Here is a 23,679-nt window from a genome sequence, read left to right on the forward strand (position 1 = left end):
CTCCTTTGCGCGGCCCGTCACGGCACGAAGTCCACGTTCGAGACCAGGATGTGGCCCTGGCTTCGGTGCAGGAGCACGCGCAGTCGCCACACGCGCGGTTCGTTGTCCGCGCCAGTGGCATTGGTGACCCGGGAGGTGGCGGCCACGAGTACCTTCGCCTCGTCGCCGGACATCGATTCGATACCCGCAGCGCTGACCGTTCCGGTGGTCGAGACGTGCGCTTGCTTCACCACCGAGGTGAAAGCGGCCGAGCGAGAACCGAAGTCGTCGTGGAACGTGCCTGTGGACGCGGCGAGGATTCGCGCGATGTCGGCATCGGCGCTGCCCGCCGAGATCGTGGTCAGATCGACCACGGCCTGTCGCGCCGCTTGCAGATACGCTGCGCGATCGGCTTGTTCTCTCGTCGCGGTGCGATGTTGGAGCACGAGTGTCGCCGTGATGGCCGCCAGCGCGACGATGACGACGGCGGCTGCGACCCGGGTCAGCATTCGCCTGCTGAGCATTCGGCGTAGACGGCCAGAGCGATCCGCAGACTCGGATGCGCCGTCGGTGCCGTCCGTGCTGGAGGGTCGGACTGATTCCGTGGACTGCGCTGATTCCGTGGCTGTATCGGTCGCTTCCGGGGACAATGACTCCTCGGACCGGTCAGCGGTTGCGGAACGCACCCGCCTCGCTGCGTCCTCGGCAACCGCCGCGTCGATGGAGTCGTCGGACGCTGCCAAATCGGTCGAGTCATCGGCGGCGACCGCGCCGGAGGAGTCCTGGGACGCTGCCGCGTCGGAAGGTTTCGCCTGCTTCGGCTCGTCGGCGTCGTCGTTGTCCGCCATCCGCAACTCTCCAATACATACTCTGGTGTACCGTCTGTGCGTACTATAAAGTACGGTCCGCGATTGCGACGCAGATCGCACCGACGTGGATCGCATTTTCGGTGGGAAAAAGATCAGGAGGCCGACGTTGGCCGGAACTGTCGAAGAACACTTCCAGCGCATGCCGTATCGCCCGGCGCAGGACGGGAAGGTGGAGATCCACTCCGGACTGAGCCGTCACTATCCGACCCTGCACGGCAATCTCGTGACGCCCCAGGGGTTCTCGCGTGATCTCGTGGTACTGATGGCGCATCCCGCGTCGAATTTCCTGTCCCACTTCCTGCTCGACGCGTTCGCCTCGGCCGGGATTCCGATCATGGGCATGAACACCCGCTACTCGTCCAATGAGCCCGCACTGCTGATGGAGCGTGCGGCGGAGGATCTCGGGACGGGCGTGCGGTGGCTGAAGGAGCGGCACGGCTTCGAGCGTGTGGTGCTGCTGGGATTCAGCGGCGGTGGGCCGCTGGTGTCGTTCTATCAGGGGCAGGCGGAGCGGCCGACCATCACGCAGACTCCCACGGGAGAGCCTGTCGCGCTGCAGGATTCGATTCCGGCGGACGGCGTGATGTTGGTCGGCGCACATGCCGGGCGCGCACGGGTGCTGCGGAACTGGATCGATCCGGCCGTGGTCGACGAGTCCGATCCGTATCGCACCGATCCGTCCCTGGATCTCTACGACCCCGCCCGGCAGCTGCCGCTGGATCGGGACTGGGTGGCGCAATATCGGCAGGCCCAGCTTCGCCGCATCGAGCGCATCGACGCCTGGGCACTCGAACAGTTGGAGCTCTCCAAGGATCGGCCCGGCGCTGATCCCGGACGTGTGGTGCACCGCACGGTGGCCGATCCGCGCTTCGTCGACTCGACGCTCGACCCCAGCGACCGCAAGCCCGGGAGTATGTACGGCGATCCGAGCATCGCCAATCAAGGAGCAGGTGGGCTGGCCCGGTTCGTCACCGCGCGCAGCTGGCTGAGTTCGTGGAGTGTGAACCATTCGCGCGCCGACGCACTCACCGATCTCACCTCGGTGCACGCGCCGACGGTGGTGATGTGCCTGCGCGGCGATCAGGCCGCCTTCGTCAGCGATTCGCGCGACATGCACGCCGCCAGTGCGGATCCCGACGCGGAGCTGATCGAGATGGCCGATCTGAACCACTACCTGGTCGATCAGCCCGAGGGTCTGCCGACGATCGTGCGGCGACTGCGGTCCTGGCTCGACGACCGTGTTCTGAGCCCGTCATCGACGGTGGCACAGGGTAACTGAGATGCAAACCGAATCCGAGGAGGATCCGATGACGGTGCAGGCCCAGCCCACCCGGGCCGGGGAGCCGACGCGCTGCCCGAGTGCCTTCCGCTACTGGGAGGCGCGCCGCACCCCCGGCGTGCGGCGGCTCGAGCGAATCTTCGCCTCGCTCACCGGCCGAGCGCTGTTCCCGACCGACGACCAGGCGCGTGCGCTGTGCGCGGACCTGTTCAGCGGCGATCCGGTCGCCGAACGGTTCGTCGCGGAGGTCATGCACGGCGAGACCGGAGCCCAGCGCGGTCGCGAGATGCTCAACCAGGCACTGAGCACCGGAATCGCCACGGTGCCCGACGCACCCGAGGCCATGCGCGAGCTGTTCGCCGAATTCGAGACCGTGCCGGACTGGGTGCGGCCGGAGCTGGTCGAACAGGGTGCGGCCATCTGGCGGCGTTGGGGCACCATGCTTTTCAGCTTCGCCGGTGCGGAAACCCTGGAGATGTACACCGAATCGGCCGTCGCCACGCCGTTATCGCTGGCCGGTGGATACGCCGGTGACAGTGCGCTGCGCCGGTTCCTGGAGACCTGCCGATTCTGGATGGACGTCTCCGAGCCCGGTGGTCTGCTCACCCTCGGCGCGCAGGGCCGCGCGACGGCGCTGCGGGTGCGCATCATGCACGTCTCGGTGCGCGCCCGTGTCGCCGAGCATCCCGAATGGGATATCGAGAGGTGGGGTCTGCCGATCAGCCAGACCTATCAGCTGCTGACCCTGCTCGGCGGCAGCGTCACGCCCGGACTCGGCCTGTGGGCGTTGGGATACCAGACCACGCCGTCGGAAATCCGTGCGCTGCTGCACTTTCAGAAGTACATGGGTTATCTGCTGGGCGTGCGGGTGGCCTGGTATCCCGAAACGGTGCTGGACTCACTGCGGGTGCTGGCCATGACCATCGCCTCGCGCTCGTACGACGCCGGACAGCACGGCGCGGAGCTGATCGAGTCCTATCCGTCGGCCTTCGCGCCTCGCGACGGCCACCGCGGGCTGACCAGGCTGCGCGAGATGTACAACTTCCGGATCAACTCGGTGTATTCGGCGATGTACATGGCCCCGGGCACCCGGCGCAAATACCGTATGCCACCGGCATTTCCGTGGATCGCCATCCCGATCGCCCGATTCCCGCTGATCACGGCCATGGAGCTGGCCCGCCGGGTCAGTCCGGCGTTCGCGCGGCAGCACGAGAAGCTCATGCTGTGGCATCGCGAGAACTGGTACCGGGCCCAGATGCGGGGCCGCGAGGCGAAATTCGACGCCAGCGGCGCACTGCGGCGATGAATCCGATTCTCTCCCGACGAAAGTGACCATGCGTACTACGGACATCATCGAAGCGTGGAACGGTCCGGGTCGCCGCGACGGCGAGCTGACCGCGGTCGAACCGCGCCACAACGCATTACATCCCTCGGCCAGCAAGCTGGCCTTCGAGCACTGGTATTTCGATGCTCGGCTGGACACCGGACACGTGGTGGTCGGATTTCTGACCAAACGCCGTCCCGAGGATCTGCCCGGGGCCAAGCCGTGGGTCGAGCTGATCGTCTACGGTCCCGACGGGGATCGGCGGCAGGTGGCCAAGCGGTATCCGCGCACCGCGGCGAGTTTCGGCGAGGACTTCTTCGACGTGCGCATCGGAGACAACCACGCGCACACCGAATTCCGGGACGACGGACTTCCGGTCCATCACGTGCATCTGGCCGAGGACGGTCTGGTGTTCGATCTGCAGTTCCACAACGAGCTGCCGAGTTGGATGCCGGGCAAGGGCGAGACGCAGTTCGACGCGCAGAACTCCTTCGGCTGGGCGGTCGGTGCGCCGCGCGCCCGCGTCACCGGAACCGTGCGGATCGACGATACGGTCCTGTCGGCCGACGGGCGCGGATATGCCGACCACAACTGGGGCGTCGGCGACATGAAGAAGATCATCGACCGCTGGCACTGGGGCAGGCTGTACGACGAGGAGTACTCGCTGCTGTTCGCCGACGTGCTGACCCAGCCGCGGCGCGGATCGCACGAGATCGCGCCGCTGATGCTGGCCCGCGACGGGCAGATCGTCCTGTCCACGGGCGAGACCGTACTGACCGAGGGCCCCAAGCGATTTCATCCGGTCGCGGGCCGGGAATTTCCGGAGTGGATCGAACTGCGCGTGCCGGATCGGCTGGATCTGCGGCTCACGGTCGAATCGGTCATCCACGCCCACGACATCATCGACGATTTCCCGATCGTGCGATCGCGGCTGATCAAACCGCTGGTGTATCGGGCGATCGGGCATCCGGCGTACTTCCGCTTCCAGTCCGCGTTCGAACTGTCCGTGCACGAGGACGGGCACACCGAGGTGCGCAAGGGGACCACCCTGCACGAACTGGTGGCGTTGAAATGACCGCTCCTGACGAGAGCGCCCGCGCGGGTCTGCGGTATCTCGCCGGATTCGGTAATCAGCATCAGACCGAGGCCGTCGAGGGTGCGCTGCCGCGCGGGCAGAATTCCCCGCAGCGCGCGCCCTACGGGCTCTATGCCGAGCAGATGTCGGGCACCGCGTTCACCGAACCTCGGGCGGTGAACCGGCGCAGCTGGCTGTATCGCATCCGGCCCTCGGCCGCTCATCCGCCGTTCCAGCGTGTCGAAAGTCGGACTTTCCGCAGCGCACCGCTCGAGGGCGTCGCCAATCCGAATCGGCTGCGCTGGGATCCGCTGCCGCGCAACGGTTCCGGGGTCGATTTTCTCGACAGTGTGTACACCGTCGCGGCGAACGGCGATGTGCTGCGACGGCAGGGCATCGCGGTCCACCTGTACTGCGCCACCGCGTCCATGGGCAAGCGGTACTTCGGCAATGCCGACGGTGAGTTGCTGATCGTCCCGCAGGACGGGGACATTCTGCTGCACACCGAATTCGGCCGACTGCTCCTCGCGCCGGGACAGTTCGCCGTCGTGCCGCGAGCGGTTCGCTTCCGGGTCGAGATTCTGGATTCGGTTGCGGCGGGATATATCTGCGAGAACTACGGCAGCCCGTTCACCCTGCCCGAACTCGGTCCCCTCGGCGCGAACGCGCTGGCGCACGCCCGGCACTTCCGCTATCCGGTCGCGGCGTACGAGGACGTCGAGGACCGGGTCGAGGTGGTGCAGAAGTTCGGCGGGAACCTGTGGTCGGCCGAATACGACCACTCACCCCTGGACGTGGTCGCCTGGCACGGCTCGCACGCGCCCTACCTGTACGACCTGGAGGATTTCAATGCCTTCGGCACCGTCGGCTACGACCATCCCGATCCCTCGCTGTACACCGTGCTGACCTCACCGTCGGATACCCCCGGTCAGGCGAATGTGGATTTCGTGGCCTTCCCGCCGCGCTGGATGGTGCCCGAGCACACCTTCCGCCCGCCGCATTTCCATCGCAACGTGATGACCGAATTCATGGGTCTGGTTCGCGGCGTGCATGATTCGAAGGCAGAGGGTTTCGTGCCGGGCGGCGCCAGCCTGCACAACATGTGGGCCGCGCACGGGCCCGACCGCGAAACCTTCGAGACCGCCAGTGCCGCCGAATTGCGGCCGCAGAAGCTCGAGGGCTCGCTGCCGTTCATGTTCGAGACCCGCTGGCCGTTGATCGTCACCGAGCACGCCTTCGACGCGTCGCATCGCCAGCGCGACTACGACACCTCCTGGGCCGGTCTGCGCCGGCACTTCCAGGCACCCGACTGAATCATCAAGCCCCCCAATATTTCTGCGATTTCCCGGAGCGCCACATGACCGCGACCCGTCCCACCTACGAACTGCCCGACCCGACGCTGCGGATCGGGGGCCGCAACCTCGACGCCCGGGATCGGAAGACATATCGGTCCCACAACCCGGCCACCGGTGATCTGGTCGTCTCCATCGCCGCGGCCCAGCCCGAGGACGTGGACGATGCCGTGGCCACGGCTCGCCTCCAGTTCGAGGAGGGCGAGTGGTCGCGCATCAGCGGCGCCGAACGCGGCCGGATCCTCACCCGCGCAGCGGATCTGATCGAACAGGACGCGGAGAATCTCGCGGCCCTGGAGGCGATCGAGATGGGCAAACTGTTCCACGATTCGGTGGCCGGTGACATCCCCTGTGCCGCACAGGCATTCCGCCATTTCGCCGGATGGGCGGACAAGGTCACCGGAACCACGGCGCTGCTACCGGATTTCGGTCCGCAGAAGCGATTCGGCTACACCCTGCGGCAACCGCTCGGCGTTCTGGGCGCGATCACGCCGTGGAACAATCCGGTGCTCATCGCGGCCTGGAAACTCGCCCCCGCCCTCGCGGCCGGGTGCACCGCCGTGGTGAAACCCGCCGAGGACGCGTCGCTGTCCACCATTCGTCTGGCGGAATTGCTTGCCGCCGCGGGGATTCCGGATGGTGTGGTCAATGTGGTGCCCGGACTCGGTGAGGTCGCCGGTGCCGCGCTGGCCGCTCATCCGGGAATCGACAAGATCTCCTTCACCGGCAGCCCGCGGGTCGGTCGGCAGATCCAGAGCCTGGCGGGGGACACCTTCCGCAAGGTCACCCTCGAGCTGGGTGGTAAAGCGCCGCAACTGATCTTCGCCGATGCCGACCTGGAAGAGGCGATGCCCTGGATCGCGATGGGCAACTTCTATCATCAGGGGCAGGTCTGCGCGGCCGGAACCCGTGTGCTGGTGCACGAATCGATCTTCGATCAGGTCGTCGAGGGGCTCGTGGCGGCCGCGGAGCAGGCGCGTCCGGGCGATCCGTTCGACGCGGACAGCACCATGGGCACGATCGTGAACGCCAAACAGCTCGACCAGATCTTGCGGTACGTCGATATCGGGCGGGACGAGGGCGCGGAGCTGATCACCGGCGGCAGTCGCCTCGACAAGCCCGGATATTTCATGCAGCCCACGGTCTTTCGCGGCACCAACGATCTGACCATCGCCCGCGAGGAGATCTTCGGCCCGGTCGCCACGGTGATCGGCTTCTCCACCACCGAAGAGGCCGTCCGCCTCGCCAACACCACCAAATACGGCCTCAACGCCATGATCCACACCCGTGACCTGTCCCGCGCCCTGACCGTCACCGAACAGCTGCGAGTCGGCACGGTGTGGGTGAACGGCTGGGGCGTACCGGATCCCGCGCTGCCGTGGGGCGGGCGCGGGGGCAGCGGTATCGGTCGCGAACTCGGCCGCAGCGGCATCGAGGCGGATACGGAAGAGAAGACCGTCCACATCGGGCTGTAGTCGCAGGCTCAGCGGATTCCGGTGAGCTTGTCCGGGTTGGTGATCGAGTAGATCGCGGCGATCCGGGCGCCGCCGGCATCCGGTTCGATCACGACGGCCGCCAGCGGGCTGTCACCGGAGAACACCAGCGCGCACGGATCTCCGGCGACCCAGCGGTACCGGATGTCCACGCCACCGGACGGCAGGTCTGCGGCCACGGCCGTGAAGATCGCCGCCACAGCCTCGCGACCGTGGACGGGCCGCAGGCTGCGCGCCGGACCTCGGCCGCCACTGTCGGTCCACAGCGTGACATCGGGTGCCAGGACCTCGAGCAGCGCCGGGAGGTCACCGCCGAGCACCGCCTCGGCGAAACGTTCGGTGACCTGAGCCCGGATCTCCGGATCGGCGGGGTGGCGGGGCTGCGGGCTGTGCAGATGGCGGCGAGCCCGTGCGGCGGCCTGGCGGACGGCTGCGGGTGTGCGCCCCAGGATGTCCCCGATCTCCGTGTGCGGGAATCCGAATACGTCGTGCAGGACGAACACCGCCCGCTCGAGCGGGCTCAGCGACTCCAGAACGACCAGAACCGCCGTGGACAGCGATTCCTTGCGCACGAGCGCGCTCGCCGCGTCGTCCTCGTCGACCACGATCGGCTCGGGCAGCCACGGGCCGACATACGTCTCCCGGCGTCGGCTCACCTCCACCCGTCGCGCGAGCGCCTGATTCGCGGCGGCACGCACCAGGTAGGCGCGGGCGTTCTCGATCGGCGGCGCGTGCGGGTCGCGATGCCGGGCCGCCCAGGCCAGCCACACCTCCTGCAATACGTCCTCGGTGTCCGCGACGCTGCCCAGCATGTTGTAGACCACGGAGAACAGCAGTTCGCGATAGCTCAGGAATCGTTCGGTGACCTCGTCGTCGGCCCGGTGCGGTGCTCGGTACGTCACGGCATTCCTCTCCTCGTCCGTCACTACCGAAGAGGTCCTCGCAGCCCGTTGTGTGACGCGATACCGGCAGATGTGTCGTGCATCACATCAGACTTCATGATGTCACGCATCGAGTGTGCGGCGGCTCTGTGGTGGTGATCCGGGAGGTTCCCGGGCGCAGGACGGAGACACCGATGGACACGAACGAACGCGCACTGCTGGTCCGCCACGACGAGGCCGAAACCCTGGACACCATGGGGGTGCGGCTGTACGCGGATCACGACACGACAGGTGGCGTGCTGAGCGGCAACCGCGCCTACCTCCCGGCAGGCACCGATGGTCCGCCGCCGCACTTCCACACCGGCTCGGCCGAACTGTTCTTCATGCTCGGCGGGCGGCTGCGGGTCCTGGCCGGTCAGGAGATCCTGGACATCGCCGAGGGAGATTTCCTGCTCGTGCCCGCCCACATGACCCATGCCTGGGCGGCCCCGGACGATTCGGCCGCCGACGTGCTGGTCATCTTCACCCCGGGGATCGAACGTTTCGACTATTTCCGGCTCGGCGACCGCATTCGCAAGGGCCGGGCCGACCCCGCCGAAATCCTCGCCACCCAGGAGAGATTCGACAACCACTTCGTGGACAGCCCGGTCTGGCGGCAGGCCCGCGGCATCGACGCCCGTCCGCTGCTGAACCCGTCGGACCATCGCGCGGACTTGCTGTCCAGCAACGTCTTTCGAACTCGACCGGAAGCGTGATCAGAACAGGAACACCGAACCGCCGGACCTGCGCGGCTCGAGTCGCCAGCGACGCAGCCGAATTCAGCTCACGCCAGGCGGTGAGCACTGCGTCGAGCTGGTCGGGGGAGTGACGGCCGCGGCCGCATCGGGCGGATCGCCCATGAACGGGGAGGCGCCGAATTTCGAATCGCCGTAGCACAGGTGGAAGGTCGGCTCGGCGTCCTCGTGCACCCAGCCCGCCACGTGCGCGGTGGCCGCGAAGATCGCCTCGTGGCCCGGATACGGATTCGCGAACCAGCCCTCGACGGTGGCGAGTTCGGTCGGCAGATCCCATTGCACGGCAAGGTCGTTCGGCGGAATCGCCGCCTGGATCTCCGCGACGCTCTCACCCAGCCGATCCTCGTACGAACGCCTCGCCCACGCTCGGCACGTTGATACTGCCGGTGAGGTAGAAACTCATGACTCGTCTCGTCTCAGATCAGCACGCCCAGCCGGGGCGGCCGGGTGCCGTGCAGGGTGTGGTTGCCCAGATGGACGTACTTCCAGCGGGCCGGATCGTGCAGCGAGTGCACCCGCACATTGCGCCAGTGCCGGTCCAGGGCGTACTTGCGGTCGGTGGCCGAGGTTCCGGCCAATTCCAGGACGCCCCCGGCGATGTCGACCGCGAACTCCTGTGCCAGCGCCTTGGCCGCGGCGATGCTGAGCGAGGCCGCTGCCGCATCGTCCCGGGTGAGTTCCGGTGCGCGTTGCGCCGCGTCGATCAGATCCGTGCCGTGGGCCAGCAGTGCCTCGAGTGCGTACAGCCGCGCGGTCAGCTCACCGAACCGCCGGACGATATGTGGCTCCTGCGCGGCGCTGTCCACGCCCGCCTCGAACCACGGGCGGCTGCGGGTCCGGACGAACTCCGCGCCGTCTTCCAGTGCGGCACGGGCGATTCCGATGTCTATTGCCGCGTGCAGAGCCTGGTCGAACGCACCCAGAACCGACGGCTCCGCGCTCCGTGGATCCGGTGCGGGGCCCTCATCGATCACGAACTCGTCCGCGACGACGACGTTGTCCAACCCGACCTCGCCACTGGCCGTGCCGCGCTGGCCGAACGAACTCCAGCGATCCAACGCCAGATTCACCCCCGGTGTGTCCGAACGCACGAAAACCGTTGCCGTGCTGACCGGTTCGGTATCGGTGATCCGCGCCGAAACCCCGATCCACCACGCGCCGAGCGCACCGGTGGCATAGAACTTGCGCCCGTTCAGGACCCAGCCGCCCTCGTCCCGCCGCCGGATCGTGGTCAGCCGCTCGGCCGCGGTCCGGGTGCCGCGCTCGGCGGTGGCGTTCCCCAACTGAGCTCCGCCCAGGATGTCGGCATACAGCCGCGGTGCCGGTGCGGTATCGCCCAGCTCTCGAATCCCCTGTCCGAGAACATAATGCGACAGCAGCAACTGTCCGACCGCGGAGTCGGCCCGCGAGAGCCTGCGCAACACCTCCACGACCACCGAGAGCGGCAGATCCGGCCCACCGTGCTCGGCCGGAACCCCGATCCCCAACAACCCCGACGCAGCCACCAGCCGCAACTCTTCCAACGGCGGCACATCCTCCAACTCCCGCCGCACCGCCCCCTCGACGACCTCGGCGGCCACCGCATCCGCAGCCGCCAACGCCTCCTGGGCGGTGGTGAGCAGCGGAGGGGCTACGGTTTCAGTGCTCGACATATGCTGGGCTCCTGTCTGTAGAACTGCACGGAATCGGCGCTGGCGATGGGCCAGCGGCGGCTCGGTATCGACATCCGGCCGTCGCGTCGGCCGGTTTCGTTGGGCTGGTGACTATCTCGGTCGAATTCGTGCTCGAACGGTAGGTCGGTCGGGGCACGGATCCCAAGGGTGTCGAGGGATGCTGTAGGGGCGTTCAGCAATGCTGTAGGCGGTCCTTACCGCGCAGCCGGATGCCCTCGGTGCGGATCAGGCCGACGAATGCGGCGAGTGCGGAACCGGGGTCGGGGGTGGTGGTGATCGCGAGGCCGACGCGGCGGGCCGGGCGCGTTCCGGCGACGCGTCGTACCGCGACGTCGTCGCGAGATCCGGCCGCGGCCAGGGAAGGCACGAGCGAGACGCCCAGTCCGGCCGCGACCATGCTCTGCACCGTCGTGTAGTCCTCGGAACGGAAAGCGACCGTCGGCACGAACCCGGCTCGCCGGCACGCACCCCGAAAGACCCGGGTGTCCGGACAGCGGCCGGTCGCGGAACTGATGATCCACTGGTCCCGGGCCAGCGCGGTGAGCGGGACGTCGGTGGCCCCGGCGAACCGATGCCGCTGCGGGAGCACCACGTAGAACTCGTCGTCGTACACCGGCACCGCGACCACGTCCGGATACAGCGGACGTTCGCCGGGAACCTCGGTGATCAGCGCCAGATCGGCCTTGCCGTCGCCGAGCAGCGCGACGCCGTCGTCGGGATCGGCGGTGATGAGCTCCACCGGCACACCGGGAAATGCGGCGCGGAACCGCATCATCGCCCGCGGCAGGATCATCGCCGCCGCACTGGCGAACGAGGCCACCCGCACCCCGCCGGACCCACCCGGCGCGAAAGCGGCGACAGCTCGTTCCGCCGCGCCGACCGCACTCAGGATCGTCCCGGTGTGCGCGAGCAGTTCGGTCCCGGCCGGAGTCGGCCGCGCACCGGTCGGACCGCGGATCAGCAGCGGCACGCCGAGCTCGCGTTCGAGTGCCGAAACCTGTTGGGAGATAGCGGATGTGGTGTAGCTGAGCACGGTCGCGGCGGCACTGAGCGAGCCGCAGCGAACCACCTCGTCGAGAACGCGCAGGCGGCGGACGTCGAACATGCGCTCACGCTACGACGCGCGCTTCGGCCTGCCCATCGTTGTAATCAGCGCGAGGATTTCCGCCGTCAGTACGCCGCGGCCGGACCTTTCGGTGCGATCCCGTGGTGCAGTTCGGCCACGTCCGGGTGGGCGCGGGTGCGGGATTTCCAGGCGTTCGCGCCGTAGTTGTCGAAGATGGGATTGTCCGGATCGGCCTCCACGCCGCGGGCGTGCGCGGCCAGCTCCGGCGGCAGGTCCACGATCGGGATCCGCGCGTCCAGCCCGGGATTGAGGAAATACGGAATCGAGATCCGGTCGGTGCCCGGTTCCGGCGCGATCACCCGATGCCTGGTCGCGCGCAAATATCCGTTCGTCGCGACCTCGAGCAGTTCGCCGATGTTGACGATGAACGCGCCGGGCAGCGGTGGCACGTCCAGCCAGCGATCGGGTTCGATCTCCACTTGCAGGCCCCGGGATTCCGGCTCGACCAGCAACAGTGTCAGTACACCGGAATCCTTGTGCGCGCCCACGCCCTGCGGATTGTCGACGTTGCCCGGATAGCGCACGACCTTGATCAGCGTGGCCGGGCGATCGGCGAACGCCGCGTCGAACAGATCCTCCTCGGAGCCCAGCGCGACAGCCCAGTGCCCTAGCAGTCGACGTCCGACCGCAGCGAGTGTGCCATCCCAATCCTGGAGTGCCGCACGGAATTCCGGCAACGCAGAGGGCCACAGATTCGGGCCCTGCAACCGCCGGTACCCCTCGGCGCCGGGGATGACCGGACGTTCCGGACCGATATCCACCTGCTCGCGCCAATCGACCGCGCCGTTCGTGAGCTCACCGCCCAGCCGCGAATACCCGCGGAACTGCGGACTGCGCAACTGGCTGATCTCCTGTTTCGCCTCCTGCGGCAGCGCGAAGAAGCGACGCGCCACCGCGAGCAGATCATCGATCTGCCGCTGCGGCACACCGTGGCCGGTCAGATAGAAGAATCCGGCCTCGTGCGTCGCGGCGAGCAGCGCCGCGCGGAATTGCGCGGTGTCGGCGTCGGCCAGATCGAGAACAGGGAGCATAGGCCCACTGTGACCGATCCGTGCAGCCCACGCACCCGTCTGTGCACCTTGTGCACGCGGTTGAAGAAAGTCTTCAGGGTCTCATTCGCCGGTGTGCGGGGTGACCGGCGGACGACCGCGCAGCAGCGAGGCCATCGCGCTGACCAGCGCCATGATCGCCGCGGTGGTGAACACGATCACCAGACCGTGGTGGAACGGCCCGGACACCAGTTGCGGGAAGAACGTCGTTCCGGTCAACGCGTCGGCATTCGCCGGGGTCAGGCTGTTCAGCACGTCGGGCCCGAGCAGATGCGCGATCGGGTTGTTCCCCAGGAAGGCGGAGAACAGGCTGCTGACCGGCGGGAGCGAGGCGAGCTGATCGGCGGTGCCCGAGGACACGCCGTGGGATTGCAGCCCGCTGGACAGGGCATGCGGCAGGCCCGAGGCCAGCCCGCTGATCATCAGCGAGAAGAACACTCCGATCGACAGCGCGGTACCCGAATTCTGCAGGGTGGCACGCATTCCCGAGGCCACGCCGCGCCGTCCGGCGGGCACGCTGCTCATGATCGAGGAGGTGTTGGGCGCGGAGAACATACCCTGTCCGAACCCGCTGGCCAGGATCAGCAACGCGAACGCCGGATACGGGAACACCACCGGAAGGGCCATCAGCCCCAGGAACGAGGCCGCCACGATGAGCAGCCCGACGGTGGCGAACAGTCGCGCCCCGTACCGATCCGACAGATAGCCGCACAGCGGCCCGGCGATCAGGAATCCCGCGGTCAGCGGCAGCATGTAGATTCCGGCCCACAGCGGGGTGGACTCGTAGGAGTAGCCGTGCAGCGGCAGCCAGATCCCCTGCAACCAGATGATCAGCATGAATTGCAGGCCGCCGCGCGCGATCGAAACCAGCAGCGCGGCAAGGTTTCCCGCCGCGAAGGCGCGAATGCGGAACAATCCGAGCTGGAACATCGGTTGTCGCACCCTGGTCTCGATCACACAGAACGCGGCCAGTAGCAGCACACCGCCGGCCAACGCCGCGATCACCCACGGATTGCTCCAACCGGTGGCGTGCCGCCCGTACGGCTGGATGCCGTAGGTGATGGCCGCGAGGATGATGCTGGTGCCGATGGTGAACGTCGCGGTACCGGCCCAGTCCACCCGAGCGGGCTGGCGCGCGCCGATCTCGCGCAGGCTGCGATACGACCACACCGTGCCCACGATGCCGACCGGGACGCTGACCCAGAACACCGCGTGCCAGTCGATCGCGGCCAGCACGCCACCGGCGAGCAGACCCAGGAACTGCCCGGCCAACGCCGTGATCTGGTTGACGCCCAACGCCATTCCGCGTTGCCTGGCCGGGAAGGCGTCGGTGAGGATGGCCGCGGAATTGCCGGTGAGCATGGCGCCGCCGAATGCCTGCACCATCCGCCAGCCGATCAGCCACAGCGCGCCGCCGGACCCGTGCATCGGGTCCATCGACAGTGCCAGCGACGCGGCGGAGAAGACCACGAATCCCGCGTTGTAGATGCGCACGCGGCCGAACATGTCGCCGAATCGGCCGAGCGTGACCACCATGACGGCCGAGACCAGCAGGTAGCCCAGGATCATCCAGAGCAGATAGCCGATATTGCCCGCGGCCAGCGGATCCAGCCCGATGCCGCGGAAGATCGCGGGCAGCGAGATGATCACGATGGAGGCGTCCAGGGAGGCGATGAGCACGCCGAGGGTGGTGTTCGACAACGCCACCCACTTGTAGCGGTCGCTGATGGCAGGTCGCTGTAATTCGGTGGTACTCATAGACGTTCGGCAAGCCTCTCCAGCAGCGGGACCGCATCGAGCAGCCGGCGGCGTTCGGCCGCGGTGAACTCCGCGGTGAGCACCTGGCTGATGCGCTGGGTGGATTCGGAGCGACGGTCGTCCAGGATGCTGCGACCGGCGCTGGTCGCCGACATCACCACCCGTCGGCCGTCCTCGGCGTCCGGGCGGCGAGCGACCAGCCCACGTTCCTCCAGTGCGGCCAGGGTCGTACCCATGGCCTGCGGCCGCACCCGTTCCAGCTCGGCCAGCGCACCCGGCGTCGCGGGCCCCTGCCCGTCCAGCCGGGCCAATACCGACACCTCCGAGAGCGTCAGCTCACCCGAAGCATGCCCCTGCCGCAGCCGCCGGGTGATCCGCCCGACCGCGATCCGCAGCCGAGCGGCGGTACCGCACAGCTCCGCGCCGTCCCCGGGTTCCTCATCCATGGGTAGTAACAATAGACTTATAAATCCAGGATGACGAATTTTTCGGTCAGCGGTGTGTGCTCATCTTGGCGACATCGGTTATGGCCGTTGCGAATTCGCGCGGGGCCTCCTGTGGGACGTTGTGCCCGATACCGTCCAGGACGCGGTGGTCGTACGGTCCGGTGAACAGGGCGCGGTATCCGGCGCCGCTCTTCGCGGGGCCGTCGAAATCGCTGCTGATCGTGATGGTGGGGACCGTGATGACGGGTTTGGCGGACAGGCGGCGCTCGTCCTCGTCGTACTGCGGCTCCCCGGCGGCCAGGCCCAGCCGCCAGCGGTAGTTGTGCACCACGATGTCGACGTGGTCCGGATTGTCGAAGGCGGCGGCGGTCAGGTCGTAGGTCGACTCGTCGAAATGCCATGTGGGCGAGGCGGTCTGCCAGATCTGCCGGTTGAAATCCTTGGTGTAGCGGCGGTAGCCGAGTACGCCGCGCTCGGTGCTGAAGTAGTACTGGTACCACCAGCCGTATTCGGCCTTCGGCGCCAGCGGCTGGGCGTTGGCCGCGACGTCGGTGATCAGGTAACCGCTCACGGCCACCAGGGCCGAGCACCGCTGCGGCCACAGCGCGGCCACGATATCGGCGGTCCGCGCGCCCCAGTCGTACCCGCCGAGGATCGCGGACGGGATCTTCAGCGCGTCCATCAGCGCGATGACGTCCCGGGCGACTGCGGCCTGCTGGCCGTTGCGCACGATGTCCTTCGACAGGAATCGGGTGGAACCGTAGCCGCGCAGATACGGGACGATCACCCGCATACCCTGGGCGGCCAGGATCGCCGAGACGTCGGCGTACGCGTGGATGTCGTACGGCCAGCCGTGCAGCAGGATCACCGGCGTCCCGTCGGCCGGGCCCGCTTCGGCGTAACCGATGTCCAGAACCCCGGTGTTCACCTGCTTGATCGGGCCGAGCGTGTGCTGTGGCGCGGCCGGGGGCGTGCCGGTGTGCTGCCGGGCGGGGGACGGCCCGCACGCGGCCAGTGTCGCCGTGCCCGCCAGGGCGGTGGTGAAGCGGGCGAAATCCCTTCGGCTGAAACCGGTCACGGTCGATCTTCCTTCCGGATCGTGCATGCGTCGTGGTCGGCGCTGCTGGTATTCATCACACCCTGTGCGAGTCATCGAGTCCAACGATTGCTTCAGATCTAAGTGATCACTGAAATTGATAAGCTCGAGCCGTGGAGTTACGGCAGATCGAGCACTTCCTCGCGGTCGCGGAGGAGATGAGTTTTTCGCGCGCCACCGAGCGCGCACATGTGGTCCAGTCGGCGCTGTCGTCCTCGATCGCGAAACTCGAACGTGAACTGGGTGTCCGATTGTTCGATCGGACGCGTCAGCAGATCCGGCTCACCGCGGCGGGGGAGCGGTTCCGGGTGCATGCCTACGAGATCGTGCGAGCGACTCGCGCGGCGGCCGAATCGGTCGTCGAATTCCATGGAACATTGTCCGGCACAGTTGATTTCGGAGCACTGATCTCCTACGGCCCATTGGATGTCGCCGGTGCGCTCGGCGAATTCCATCGCGCGCACCCGTTCGTGCGCCTGCGGCTGCGGCTGAGTCAGGCGGGCGCTTCGGCCTACCTGTCCGCCCTGGTCGAGGGTTCGCTGGATCTGGCCTTGGTCTCGATGCCCAATCGCTTTCCGCCGCAACTGGATCTGCGACTGCTGTTCGAGGAGCCGATGGTCTTCGTCTGCCGCACCGACCACCCTCTCGCCGACCGCGCCCGCGTCGACGTGGCCGAACTCGCCGAGGAGGAACTCGTCGGCTTCCCACCCGAATTCGGCCTGCGCAGACTGATGGACGAGGCATTCCACACCGCCGGAGCCCGCGCGCACACCCGATACGAGGTCCCCGCCGGATACGCCGCCATCGCCGAGCTGGTCGCCAACGGCCTCGGCACCGCCTTCATGCCGCCGTCCGAGGCCCGTCGCTTCCCGGCCCTCCGCCAGATCGATCTCGCCGACCCCGTCCTGTGGCGGGTCTACCTCGCCTCACCTCCGGCCAGCCAGATGACCCCTGCCACAACACGTTTGGCGGACACCCTGCTGGACGCCGCTGCTCGCGCCCGAACGGTGTGATCGGCACAGTGGAACGTTTCCACTACCTGTTCGAGCGACTCAGCGGATTACCCATCGATGCCAGCTCCGCCGCAGCCAACGACAGCCACCATTTCCGCACGCGCACAGCCGATTTCGTCCGCAACCTCACCCCGCAACTGACCCATGTCCTGGACGAGCACGCTCGAGAATTCCTCACCGTCCACGGCATCGATGACGAACCACCCAGCTGGCAACCACCCACCCACCTCCTGAACGACCTATCACTACCCGGCCCCGATCCCACCGACATCGACCTCGCACGCCTGCACCATCTCATCCGCATCGAGGAACACACCCCCGGCGAAACGGCGGACATCCTCGGCACCACAGCCGACACCATCCGGCATCTGCTGGAACTGCACCCCGCCCCGCTCACCTCCGAAAGCCCGAAGACCTCCGCCTACCTGACCGCGAAGACGGCCCTGACCCCGGACACACTCGCCAACCTCTACCTGCACCAGCACCTCAGCACCGCCGACATCGCCACCCGAGTCGGTGTCGATGCCACCGTCATCGCCCGCCTGGCCCGCGACTACCACATCCCGGTGCGCAAACCCGGACGGCCATTAACCACCCACGTCGAGCGCGACTGGCTCCACGAGCAATACACCACCCAGGGCCGCACCCTGACCGAACTCGCGAACGAAACCGGCATAGCCCGGGGAACCATGGCCACCTGGGCCCACCGCTACAACATCCCCCTGCGCCGGCAAGACAGCTACATCAACCGCAGAACCACCTGCACCGCCGCGGAAATCGAGGCCGCACCAGCACTACTACAACCAGCACTGGCCGCGATCGACGGCCTCAGCCGACTCGAACAGTTCGCCGCCGCCAGTCACCACCCCACCCTCGCCAGCGTCGCGGAGAACCTCGGCATCCACGCCGACGTTCTCCGACGCCGAATCCGCGAACTCGAACTCGACCTGGGCGGCGAACTCCTCAACCGCGCCCACGCGCAACGCCCCATGACACTCACACCACTCGGACAAGCCACCCTCGACACCCTCAAACAGAACCGACCGTCCAGCACCACTCCGAGGCCAGGCCACCGTGCATAAAAGACCCTCCAACATCGAACCGATTACGATGTCCAGGTGCCCGATCCGCTGCACTTCGACACCCACGCCGAGATCTACGATCGGGCCAGACCGCCCTACCCGACCGCGCTATGGCAACGACTCCACGACGACGGGCTGCTGCGCCACGGCACCCGCGTCATCGAACTCGGTGCAGGCACCGGACTGGCGACCGGACCGATGCTTCAGGCCGGCGCCTCCGTCACCGCCATCGAACCTGGCCCAGCCCTCGCTGCCCGACTGCGCCACCGCTGGCCGGACACAACCATCTACATCGACAACGCTGAAACCGTGCCTCTGCCGACAGCCACCTTCGATCTCGCCGTCGCAGCGACAGCCGCGCATTGGTTCGAACTCGGCATCGTGCTGCCGAGACTTCATCGCACGTTAGTGCCCAACGGGCACTTCGCGGTCTGGCGCAACGTCTTCGGCGACCCAGCAGCCCCCGTCACCAAGTTCCGGCAACAGGTCGCCGAGATCACCGCACATCGCAGCGACCAAGCGCCGCCGCGCAGACCAGCAGAACTCGACACCGACACCTGGGTCGAGCGCTTGACCAGCAGCGGGCACTTCATCACCACGCACGTCGAACAGTTCTCCTGGACAATCGAACTGAGCACCGAACAGATCCACGATCTGTTCACTACCTTCAGCAACTGGAACGCTGCCGAAGTCGACCAGGCAGCCCAAGCGGTCGCCGACCTTGGCGGCTACGTCGTCGAGCACTACTACACCCCGCTGATCATTCTTCAACGCACCCCCACACCTGACGACCAACCACCGGCCTGGGAAATGCCATCGAAATGAGACAACCGCCATAGGCCACCCCCTACACGTTGCCATTCACCAGCAGCGTCACATCCTTCGAGCACCCGCTTCTCGCACCCGATACTCTCGAACCGGTGATCGTCTGGCTGAACGGAACCTTCGGAGCCGGGAAAACCACCACCGCGGCAGAATTGGCAGCACTGCTGCCCGGGTCGAGGATCTTCGACACCGAGGAAGTCGGCGTCATGCTCCGCCATGTCCTGGCCTCCGAACCCGTTCGAGACTTCCAGGACTGGCAGCCCTGGCGCGGGCTGGTCGTGGCCGCTGCGACCCAGATCCTCGACTACGTCGGCGGCACCCTCATCGTTCCCCAGTCCGTCCTGGTCCACCAATACTGGCAGGAGATCCGCACCGGGCTGACCAACGCCGGGATCCCGATCTGCCACGTCGTACTCCACGCCGACCGCGACGAACTCATCCGCCGCATCGCCACCGACCCGACAAAGCCGCACTCACAATGGCGGTTCGACCACCTGGATGACTACGACGCCGCCCGCACCTGGCACAGCCAGGAAGCACACGTCATCGACACCACCAGCCGGGCACCACATCAAGTGGCGAAACTCATTGCGGCACAGGCAGATCAAACCCGCTCAGTAACGACTGGCCGAAATCCTGCCTCATAATCAACGAGATCGACCGCACCGCAGCAGTTCACGAAGGTGAGACAGCCACTTTCGCGCCCAAACCTGGGAGGCGGTGGTCGACATGTCGGCGGCAGAGGTGTCCGAGTTCGAATCCCGTTCCGGGCTAGGGGTTTTCGAACCGGGGGTACCGCCGGACTGGCGACAGAAGTACTGGAAGGACGTCGGTAACTCCGCTGTGCTCCAGCAGGACACCGGCAACGAGCACTCGCCGCGGCCGGGGTATCCATCACGGTGGGTAGTGGTCCACAACAGCGGCGGGGACACTCGGCGAGTGTTCATCCGCACCGAATGCTGAACCGATCGCAGAACGGCGATTCAGCTCGCCCGCAACGACTACCACACAGGCATACCGTCGTCGAGGGGTAGTCGGGTGCGATGTCCCGGATCTGCGCCCCGGCCTGTAGGCTGCGGTGCGCGCTGCTATCACACCTCAGTCCGATTCCAGGTCATACCAAGGGATTACATCGAACGAGATTCCGGTCGATAACTTCGAATCGTCACTCCCGCTCTCGACGCACAAGCAGCTCCCGCTGAAATCGAAGCTCCGATCGGCATCGGTCGATCGGCATCGAGGACGGGCGAGTTGGCATCTCCGCCCCAGCTCTCAGGAAGATCTCATGACCACACCAGCCTTGGTTCCAGAGTCGTCTCCACGATCAGCGCGGCCCGGAGCCGACGGTGATTACGCCCGTCTGTTGCGCCGGATCTCCGACGCGGGACTGATGACCCGGCGCCCTCTCTATTACACGGTCCGGCTCAGCCTCGTCGGGATCGCGTTCGCGGGCAGCTGGGCGGCTTTCGTCCTGGTCGGTGACTCGTGGTGGACGCTCATGGTTGCGGCGTTCATGGCCGTGACGTGCGCTCAGGTCGCCCTGGTCATGCACGATGTCGCGCACCGCCAAGTCTTCCGGCTACGGCGGCCGACGGAGATCGTGGGCCGGGTCGTCGGCAACGCCGGAATAGGCCTGGCGTACGGCTGGTGGCAGGACAAGCACACCCGGCATCACGCCAACCCGAACCACGAGGAACTCGACCCCGATGTCACACCCGACATTCTCGTCTGGTCACAACGGCAAGCACGGGCCAGCCGCGGCGTGGCTCGTCTCGTCGGGAGAGCACAGGCGTTCCTGTTCTTCCCCCTGCTGATGCTGTTGGGCCTGAACCTCCACCTGTCCGGCGTCCGTGCGCTCGCAAGCCGACCGGTCAAACACCGCGGACTGGAAGGCGCGCTGCTGTTCGGCCACTTCGCCGCCTATCTGGCCGCACTGTTCGCGCTTCTGCCCGCCGACAAAGCGTTCGCGTTCCTCGCTGTCCACCAAGCGATGTTCGGCCTGTACATGGGCTGCATCTTCGCCCCGAACCACAAGGGCATGCCGACTCTGACCGGCGACGATCGCCCCGACTACCTACGCCGGCAAGTGCTGACCTCCCGCAACGTGCGGGGCGGCGGGTTGACCGATCTCGCCCTCGGCGGACTCAACTATCAGATCGAGCACCACCTGTTCCCGAGCATGCCGACACCGAACCTGCGTCACGCCCAGGTGATCGTCCGCGACTACTGCGCCGAAATCGGTGTGCCCTACCACGAGACCGGGCTGATCTCCTCTTACCGCGAGGCACTGAAGCACCTGCACCATGTCGGCGAACCCCTGCGCACCAGCGGCCCACAGCAGAACGCCGGATGAAAGTTCCCGCACCACACCGCGTCTCACGTCCAGCCCGCTATTCGAGGTAATCCCGAAGCAACTGTGAGCGCGATGGGTGACGTAGCTTCGACATCGTCTTCGACTCGATCTGGCGAATCCGCTCACGGGTGACGCCGTAGACCTTCCCGATGTCGTCGAGCGTTCGAGGCTGCCCATCATCCAGGCCGTAACGCAGGCGCATGACGCCGGCTTCGCGCTCGCTGAACGTGTCGAGTACCGACCGCAACTGCTCCTGTAGCAGGGTGAACGCTACCTTCTCGACGGCTACGACGGCCTCGGAGTCTTCGATGAAATCGCCGAACTGGGTCGCGCCCTCGTCACCGAGCGTCTGGTCCAATGAGATCGGTTCCCGTGCGATTTGCCGAACCTCGAGAACCTTCGCGGGTGTAATGCCCAATTCCGCGGCAAGCTCCTGGGCTGTTGCCTCGCGGCCCAGCTGCTGCAGCAGTTCGCGCTCCATACGCGCGAGCTTGTTGATGATCTCCACCATGTGCACGGGGATACGTATGGTGCGGGCCTGGTCGGCCATGGCGCGAGAGATCGCCTGCCGAATCCACCATGTGGCATAGGTCGAGAACTTGAATCCTCTGCTGTAGTCGAACTTTTCGACCGCCCGCACCAGACCCAGGTTGCCCTCCTGGATCAGGTCGAGGAAGGCCATACCCAGCCCGCTGTACCGTTTGGCGATCGACACCACCAGCCGCAGGTTCGCCTCGAGTAGATGATCTTTGGCCGCGATGCCGTCCTGTGCGAGCCAGGTCAGGTCTCGGCGCCGTGCGATCGTGAGACTCGAGGGCTCCTCGCATTCGGCCTGCAGTTTCTGCACCGCATACAGACCGACTTCGATCCGGACCGCGAGATCGACCTCCTCGGCCGCGGAGAGCAGGGGAACTCGCCCGATCTGCTTCAGATACGCCCGTGTCGAGTCCCCGCCGGCGGTGAGCTCGGCTTCCTTGCGCGCCCGACGCAGCGCCGGAGACTCGTCCTCATCCCAGATGTCGTGCGCAACGTCATCGTGCTCCGCCGAGGTGCCGGTGGAATCTTGGCCATTTGGTTCGCCTGCGGTCGTTGCCACATTCGCCTCTCCGAGTGATTCGGGCGGCATCGCGATTCGAGAAACAGGACCGCAGAGAGGCCTCGAGCGGCTCGGCAATCACCGGGACCAATGACCAGCGTACTGGTCGATAGATGTCTCCTCGGCAGCGATTCGGATTCGGCCCAACCGGGTGTCGGGGTGGTGGCGCTGCGAGCGGGCGTCGCTCCTGCCGGTCGCTGCTCGACCGCTGGCCGGAACACGATGCGAGGGATCGGCGGAGATTATGGCATAGTAAGAGGCGAGGACGGGCTTCTTACCAAAATTTGCCCGGCTCACTACAGAAAAGAAGTTGTTTACAGCATGGCTCAAGGCAGTGTGAAGTGGTTCAACGGTGAAAAGGGCTTCGGCTTCATCGCCCAGGACGGAGGCGGCCCGGACGTCTTCGTGCATTACTCGGCCGTGAGCGGCTCGGGTTACAAATCCCTCGATGAGGGTCAGCGTGTCGAGTTCTCGGTGGAGCAGGGTCAGAAGGGCCCCCAGGCCGTGGACGTCCGCGTCATCTGATTCATCGCGCTTCGTGAAAAGCTTCGCACCGATCAAGGGGCGAAGCTTTTTTTGTTGGACGGCCGAAGCACCGGCTCGCCCATCGGCGTGTCGGCCTCAGCCCGCCATCGCCATCGCCCGCCACGCCTTTCTGGCACGTGAGCGGGCTCGCGGAGCGGCGTTTTCGATTCGCCGACGCGCCTCGGAGGCGCTGATCCGCAGCAGATCACTCAACAGGTCCGCGGTGTCCCGGTAGCCGGTGTCGGCGGCGAGACCACGGCGCTCGGCCTCGGCGACGGCCGCGACCATGGCCGCGCCCAATCGACGCCGGCGGCGTTCGGTCTCGACGAGGGTGCGCAGCAAGTCGACATCGGCCAGTTCCGACCAGCTCCGTGCCGGAACATCAGGTGCCAGTGCAGTCGAATGTGTGTTCACCTGAGGCACCCTACATCATTCTCGAACATTTGTTCGATAACCGGCTTGTCTAGGGCGTCGAACTTCTTGGCGGGGTTACTCGGTTCACGCTCCGAGCGAGACGTTCTCCTTCCATGAGGGCCGTGACAGTGCGGCAAGACTTCGGTACCGTTCGGAACAGAAGTGCCGAGCGGGACC

General features: G+C 66.6%; 21 protein-coding genes and 2 pseudogenes. 12 read left to right on the plus strand and 11 right to left on the minus strand.

The features are described from left to right. Window positions 1-17: 17 nt before the first annotated feature. The gene (locus K7711_RS23140; RefSeq protein WP_222971532.1) at window positions 18-503 is read right to left on the minus strand and encodes an Rv1363c family protein; all 486 of its coding nucleotides are present in this window, start codon (window positions 501-503) and stop codon (window positions 18-20) included. A gap of 451 nt (window positions 504-954) precedes the next feature. On the opposite strand from K7711_RS23140, the gene K7711_RS23145 reads away from it, so the two are divergent. The 5 genes from K7711_RS23145 to K7711_RS23165 are packed head-to-tail and all read left to right on the plus strand — an operon-like array spanning window position 955 to window position 7,353. Then, on the plus strand, window positions 955-2,127 hold the full coding sequence (locus K7711_RS23145) for an alpha/beta hydrolase (protein ID WP_235747627.1): 1,173 nt from the start codon (window positions 955-957) through the stop codon (window positions 2,125-2,127). A gap of 28 nt (window positions 2,128-2,155) precedes the next feature. Then, complete coding sequence (locus tag K7711_RS23150; protein WP_222971779.1) at window positions 2,156-3,433, plus strand: oxygenase MpaB family protein; 1,278 nt, start codon at window positions 2,156-2,158, stop codon at window positions 3,431-3,433. A 28-nt stretch (window positions 3,434-3,461) separates the two neighbouring features. Then, window positions 3,462-4,526 (plus strand): DUF7064 domain-containing protein, encoded by a 1,065-nt coding sequence (locus tag K7711_RS23155; RefSeq protein WP_222971533.1) that lies wholly within the window; start codon window positions 3,462-3,464, stop codon window positions 4,524-4,526. Then, a complete protein-coding gene (gene hmgA / locus K7711_RS23160; protein ID WP_222971534.1) occupies window positions 4,523-5,839 on the plus strand; it encodes a homogentisate 1,2-dioxygenase in 1,317 nt (438 codons plus the stop codon). Before K7711_RS23155 ends, hmgA begins: the two co-directional genes overlap by 4 nt. A gap of 44 nt (window positions 5,840-5,883) precedes the next feature. After that, entirely contained in the window at window positions 5,884-7,353 is a 1,470-nt protein-coding gene (locus K7711_RS23165) for an aldehyde dehydrogenase family protein (RefSeq protein WP_222971535.1), read from the plus strand. Between the two features lie 8 nt (window positions 7,354-7,361). On the opposite strand, the gene K7711_RS23170 is transcribed toward K7711_RS23165, so the two are convergent. Next, window positions 7,362-8,273 (minus strand): sigma-70 family RNA polymerase sigma factor, encoded by a 912-nt coding sequence (locus tag K7711_RS23170; protein ID WP_308014902.1) that lies wholly within the window; start codon window positions 8,271-8,273, stop codon window positions 7,362-7,364. Window positions 8,274-8,446: 173 nt separating this feature from the next. Between K7711_RS23170 and K7711_RS23175 the strand changes: the two genes are divergently transcribed. Further along, window positions 8,447-9,007 carry a cupin domain-containing protein gene (locus K7711_RS23175; RefSeq protein ID WP_235747628.1) on the plus strand — a complete coding sequence of 187 codons (561 nt, stop codon included), beginning with the start codon at window positions 8,447-8,449 and terminating at the stop codon, window positions 9,005-9,007. A 114-nt stretch (window positions 9,008-9,121) separates the two neighbouring features. Here K7711_RS23175 and K7711_RS23180 read toward each other — a convergent pair. From K7711_RS23180 to K7711_RS23210, 7 genes and pseudogenes are all read right to left on the minus strand, one after another. Next, window positions 9,122-9,397: pseudogene (locus K7711_RS23180) on the minus strand (hypothetical protein); the annotation flags it as partial. 65 nt (window positions 9,398-9,462) lie between these two features. Continuing rightward, the gene (locus K7711_RS23185; protein ID WP_222971536.1) at window positions 9,463-10,698 is read right to left on the minus strand and encodes an acyl-CoA dehydrogenase family protein; all 1,236 of its coding nucleotides are present in this window, start codon (window positions 10,696-10,698) and stop codon (window positions 9,463-9,465) included. A gap of 193 nt (window positions 10,699-10,891) precedes the next feature. Continuing rightward, window positions 10,892-11,824 (minus strand): LysR family transcriptional regulator, encoded by a 933-nt coding sequence (locus K7711_RS23190; protein WP_222971537.1) that lies wholly within the window; start codon window positions 11,822-11,824, stop codon window positions 10,892-10,894. A 65-nt stretch (window positions 11,825-11,889) separates the two neighbouring features. Next, the gene (locus K7711_RS23195) at window positions 11,890-12,876 is read right to left on the minus strand and encodes an isopenicillin N synthase family dioxygenase (RefSeq protein ID WP_222971538.1); all 987 of its coding nucleotides are present in this window, start codon (window positions 12,874-12,876) and stop codon (window positions 11,890-11,892) included. Window positions 12,877-12,957: 81 nt separating this feature from the next. Beyond that, complete coding sequence (locus tag K7711_RS23200) at window positions 12,958-14,652, minus strand: MFS transporter (RefSeq protein WP_222971539.1); 1,695 nt, start codon at window positions 14,650-14,652, stop codon at window positions 12,958-12,960. Further along, a complete protein-coding gene (locus tag K7711_RS23205; RefSeq protein WP_222971540.1) occupies window positions 14,649-15,098 on the minus strand; it encodes a MarR family winged helix-turn-helix transcriptional regulator in 450 nt (149 codons plus the stop codon). The genes K7711_RS23200 and K7711_RS23205 overlap by 4 nt, the downstream gene beginning before the upstream one ends. A 46-nt stretch (window positions 15,099-15,144) precedes the next feature. Beyond that, complete coding sequence (locus tag K7711_RS23210; RefSeq protein ID WP_372460178.1) at window positions 15,145-16,176, minus strand: alpha/beta fold hydrolase; 1,032 nt, start codon at window positions 16,174-16,176, stop codon at window positions 15,145-15,147. A gap of 131 nt (window positions 16,177-16,307) precedes the next feature. On the opposite strand from K7711_RS23210, the gene K7711_RS23215 reads away from it, so the two are divergent. The 5 genes from K7711_RS23215 to K7711_RS23235 all read left to right on the plus strand — a co-directional run bounded on the left by K7711_RS23215 (window position 16,308) and on the right by K7711_RS23235 (window position 21,467). After that, complete coding sequence (locus K7711_RS23215) at window positions 16,308-17,207, plus strand: LysR family transcriptional regulator (protein ID WP_222971541.1); 900 nt, start codon at window positions 16,308-16,310, stop codon at window positions 17,205-17,207. A gap of 8 nt (window positions 17,208-17,215) precedes the next feature. Continuing rightward, window positions 17,216-18,289, plus strand: a complete 1,074-nt coding sequence (locus K7711_RS48985; protein WP_222971542.1) for a LysR family transcriptional regulator — start codon at window positions 17,216-17,218, stop codon at window positions 18,287-18,289. 36 nt (window positions 18,290-18,325) lie between these two features. Beyond that, a complete protein-coding gene (locus tag K7711_RS23225; protein ID WP_222971543.1) occupies window positions 18,326-19,114 on the plus strand; it encodes a class I SAM-dependent methyltransferase in 789 nt (262 codons plus the stop codon). 95 nt (window positions 19,115-19,209) lie between these two features. Next, complete coding sequence (locus K7711_RS23230) at window positions 19,210-19,761, plus strand: P-loop nucleotide/nucleoside kinase family protein (protein WP_222971544.1); 552 nt, start codon at window positions 19,210-19,212, stop codon at window positions 19,759-19,761. Window positions 19,762-20,399: 638 nt separating this feature from the next. After that, window positions 20,400-21,467: a fatty acid desaturase family protein gene (locus K7711_RS23235; RefSeq protein WP_222971545.1), complete on the plus strand. Its 1,068-nt coding sequence runs from the start codon at window positions 20,400-20,402 to the stop codon at window positions 21,465-21,467. 37 nt (window positions 21,468-21,504) lie between these two features. On the opposite strand, the pseudogene K7711_RS23240 reads toward K7711_RS23235, so the two are convergent. Beyond that, a pseudogene (locus K7711_RS23240) lies at window positions 21,505-22,569 on the minus strand (RNA polymerase sigma factor); the annotation flags it as partial. 315 nt (window positions 22,570-22,884) lie between these two features. Here K7711_RS23240 and K7711_RS23245 point away from each other — a divergent pair. After that, window positions 22,885-23,088: a cold-shock protein gene (locus tag K7711_RS23245; protein ID WP_222971782.1), complete on the plus strand. Its 204-nt coding sequence runs from the start codon at window positions 22,885-22,887 to the stop codon at window positions 23,086-23,088. A gap of 96 nt (window positions 23,089-23,184) precedes the next feature. Here the strand turns inward: K7711_RS23245 and K7711_RS47750 are convergent, their stop codons facing one another. Further along, a complete protein-coding gene (locus tag K7711_RS47750) occupies window positions 23,185-23,502 on the minus strand; it encodes a DUF222 domain-containing protein (RefSeq protein WP_308014903.1) in 318 nt (105 codons plus the stop codon). Window positions 23,503-23,679 lie beyond the last annotated feature (177 nt).

This window comes from Nocardia coffeae (assembly GCF_019890715.1).
In the GTDB taxonomy this organism is placed as follows: Bacteria; Actinomycetota; Actinomycetes; order Mycobacteriales; family Mycobacteriaceae; genus Nocardia; species Nocardia jiangxiensis.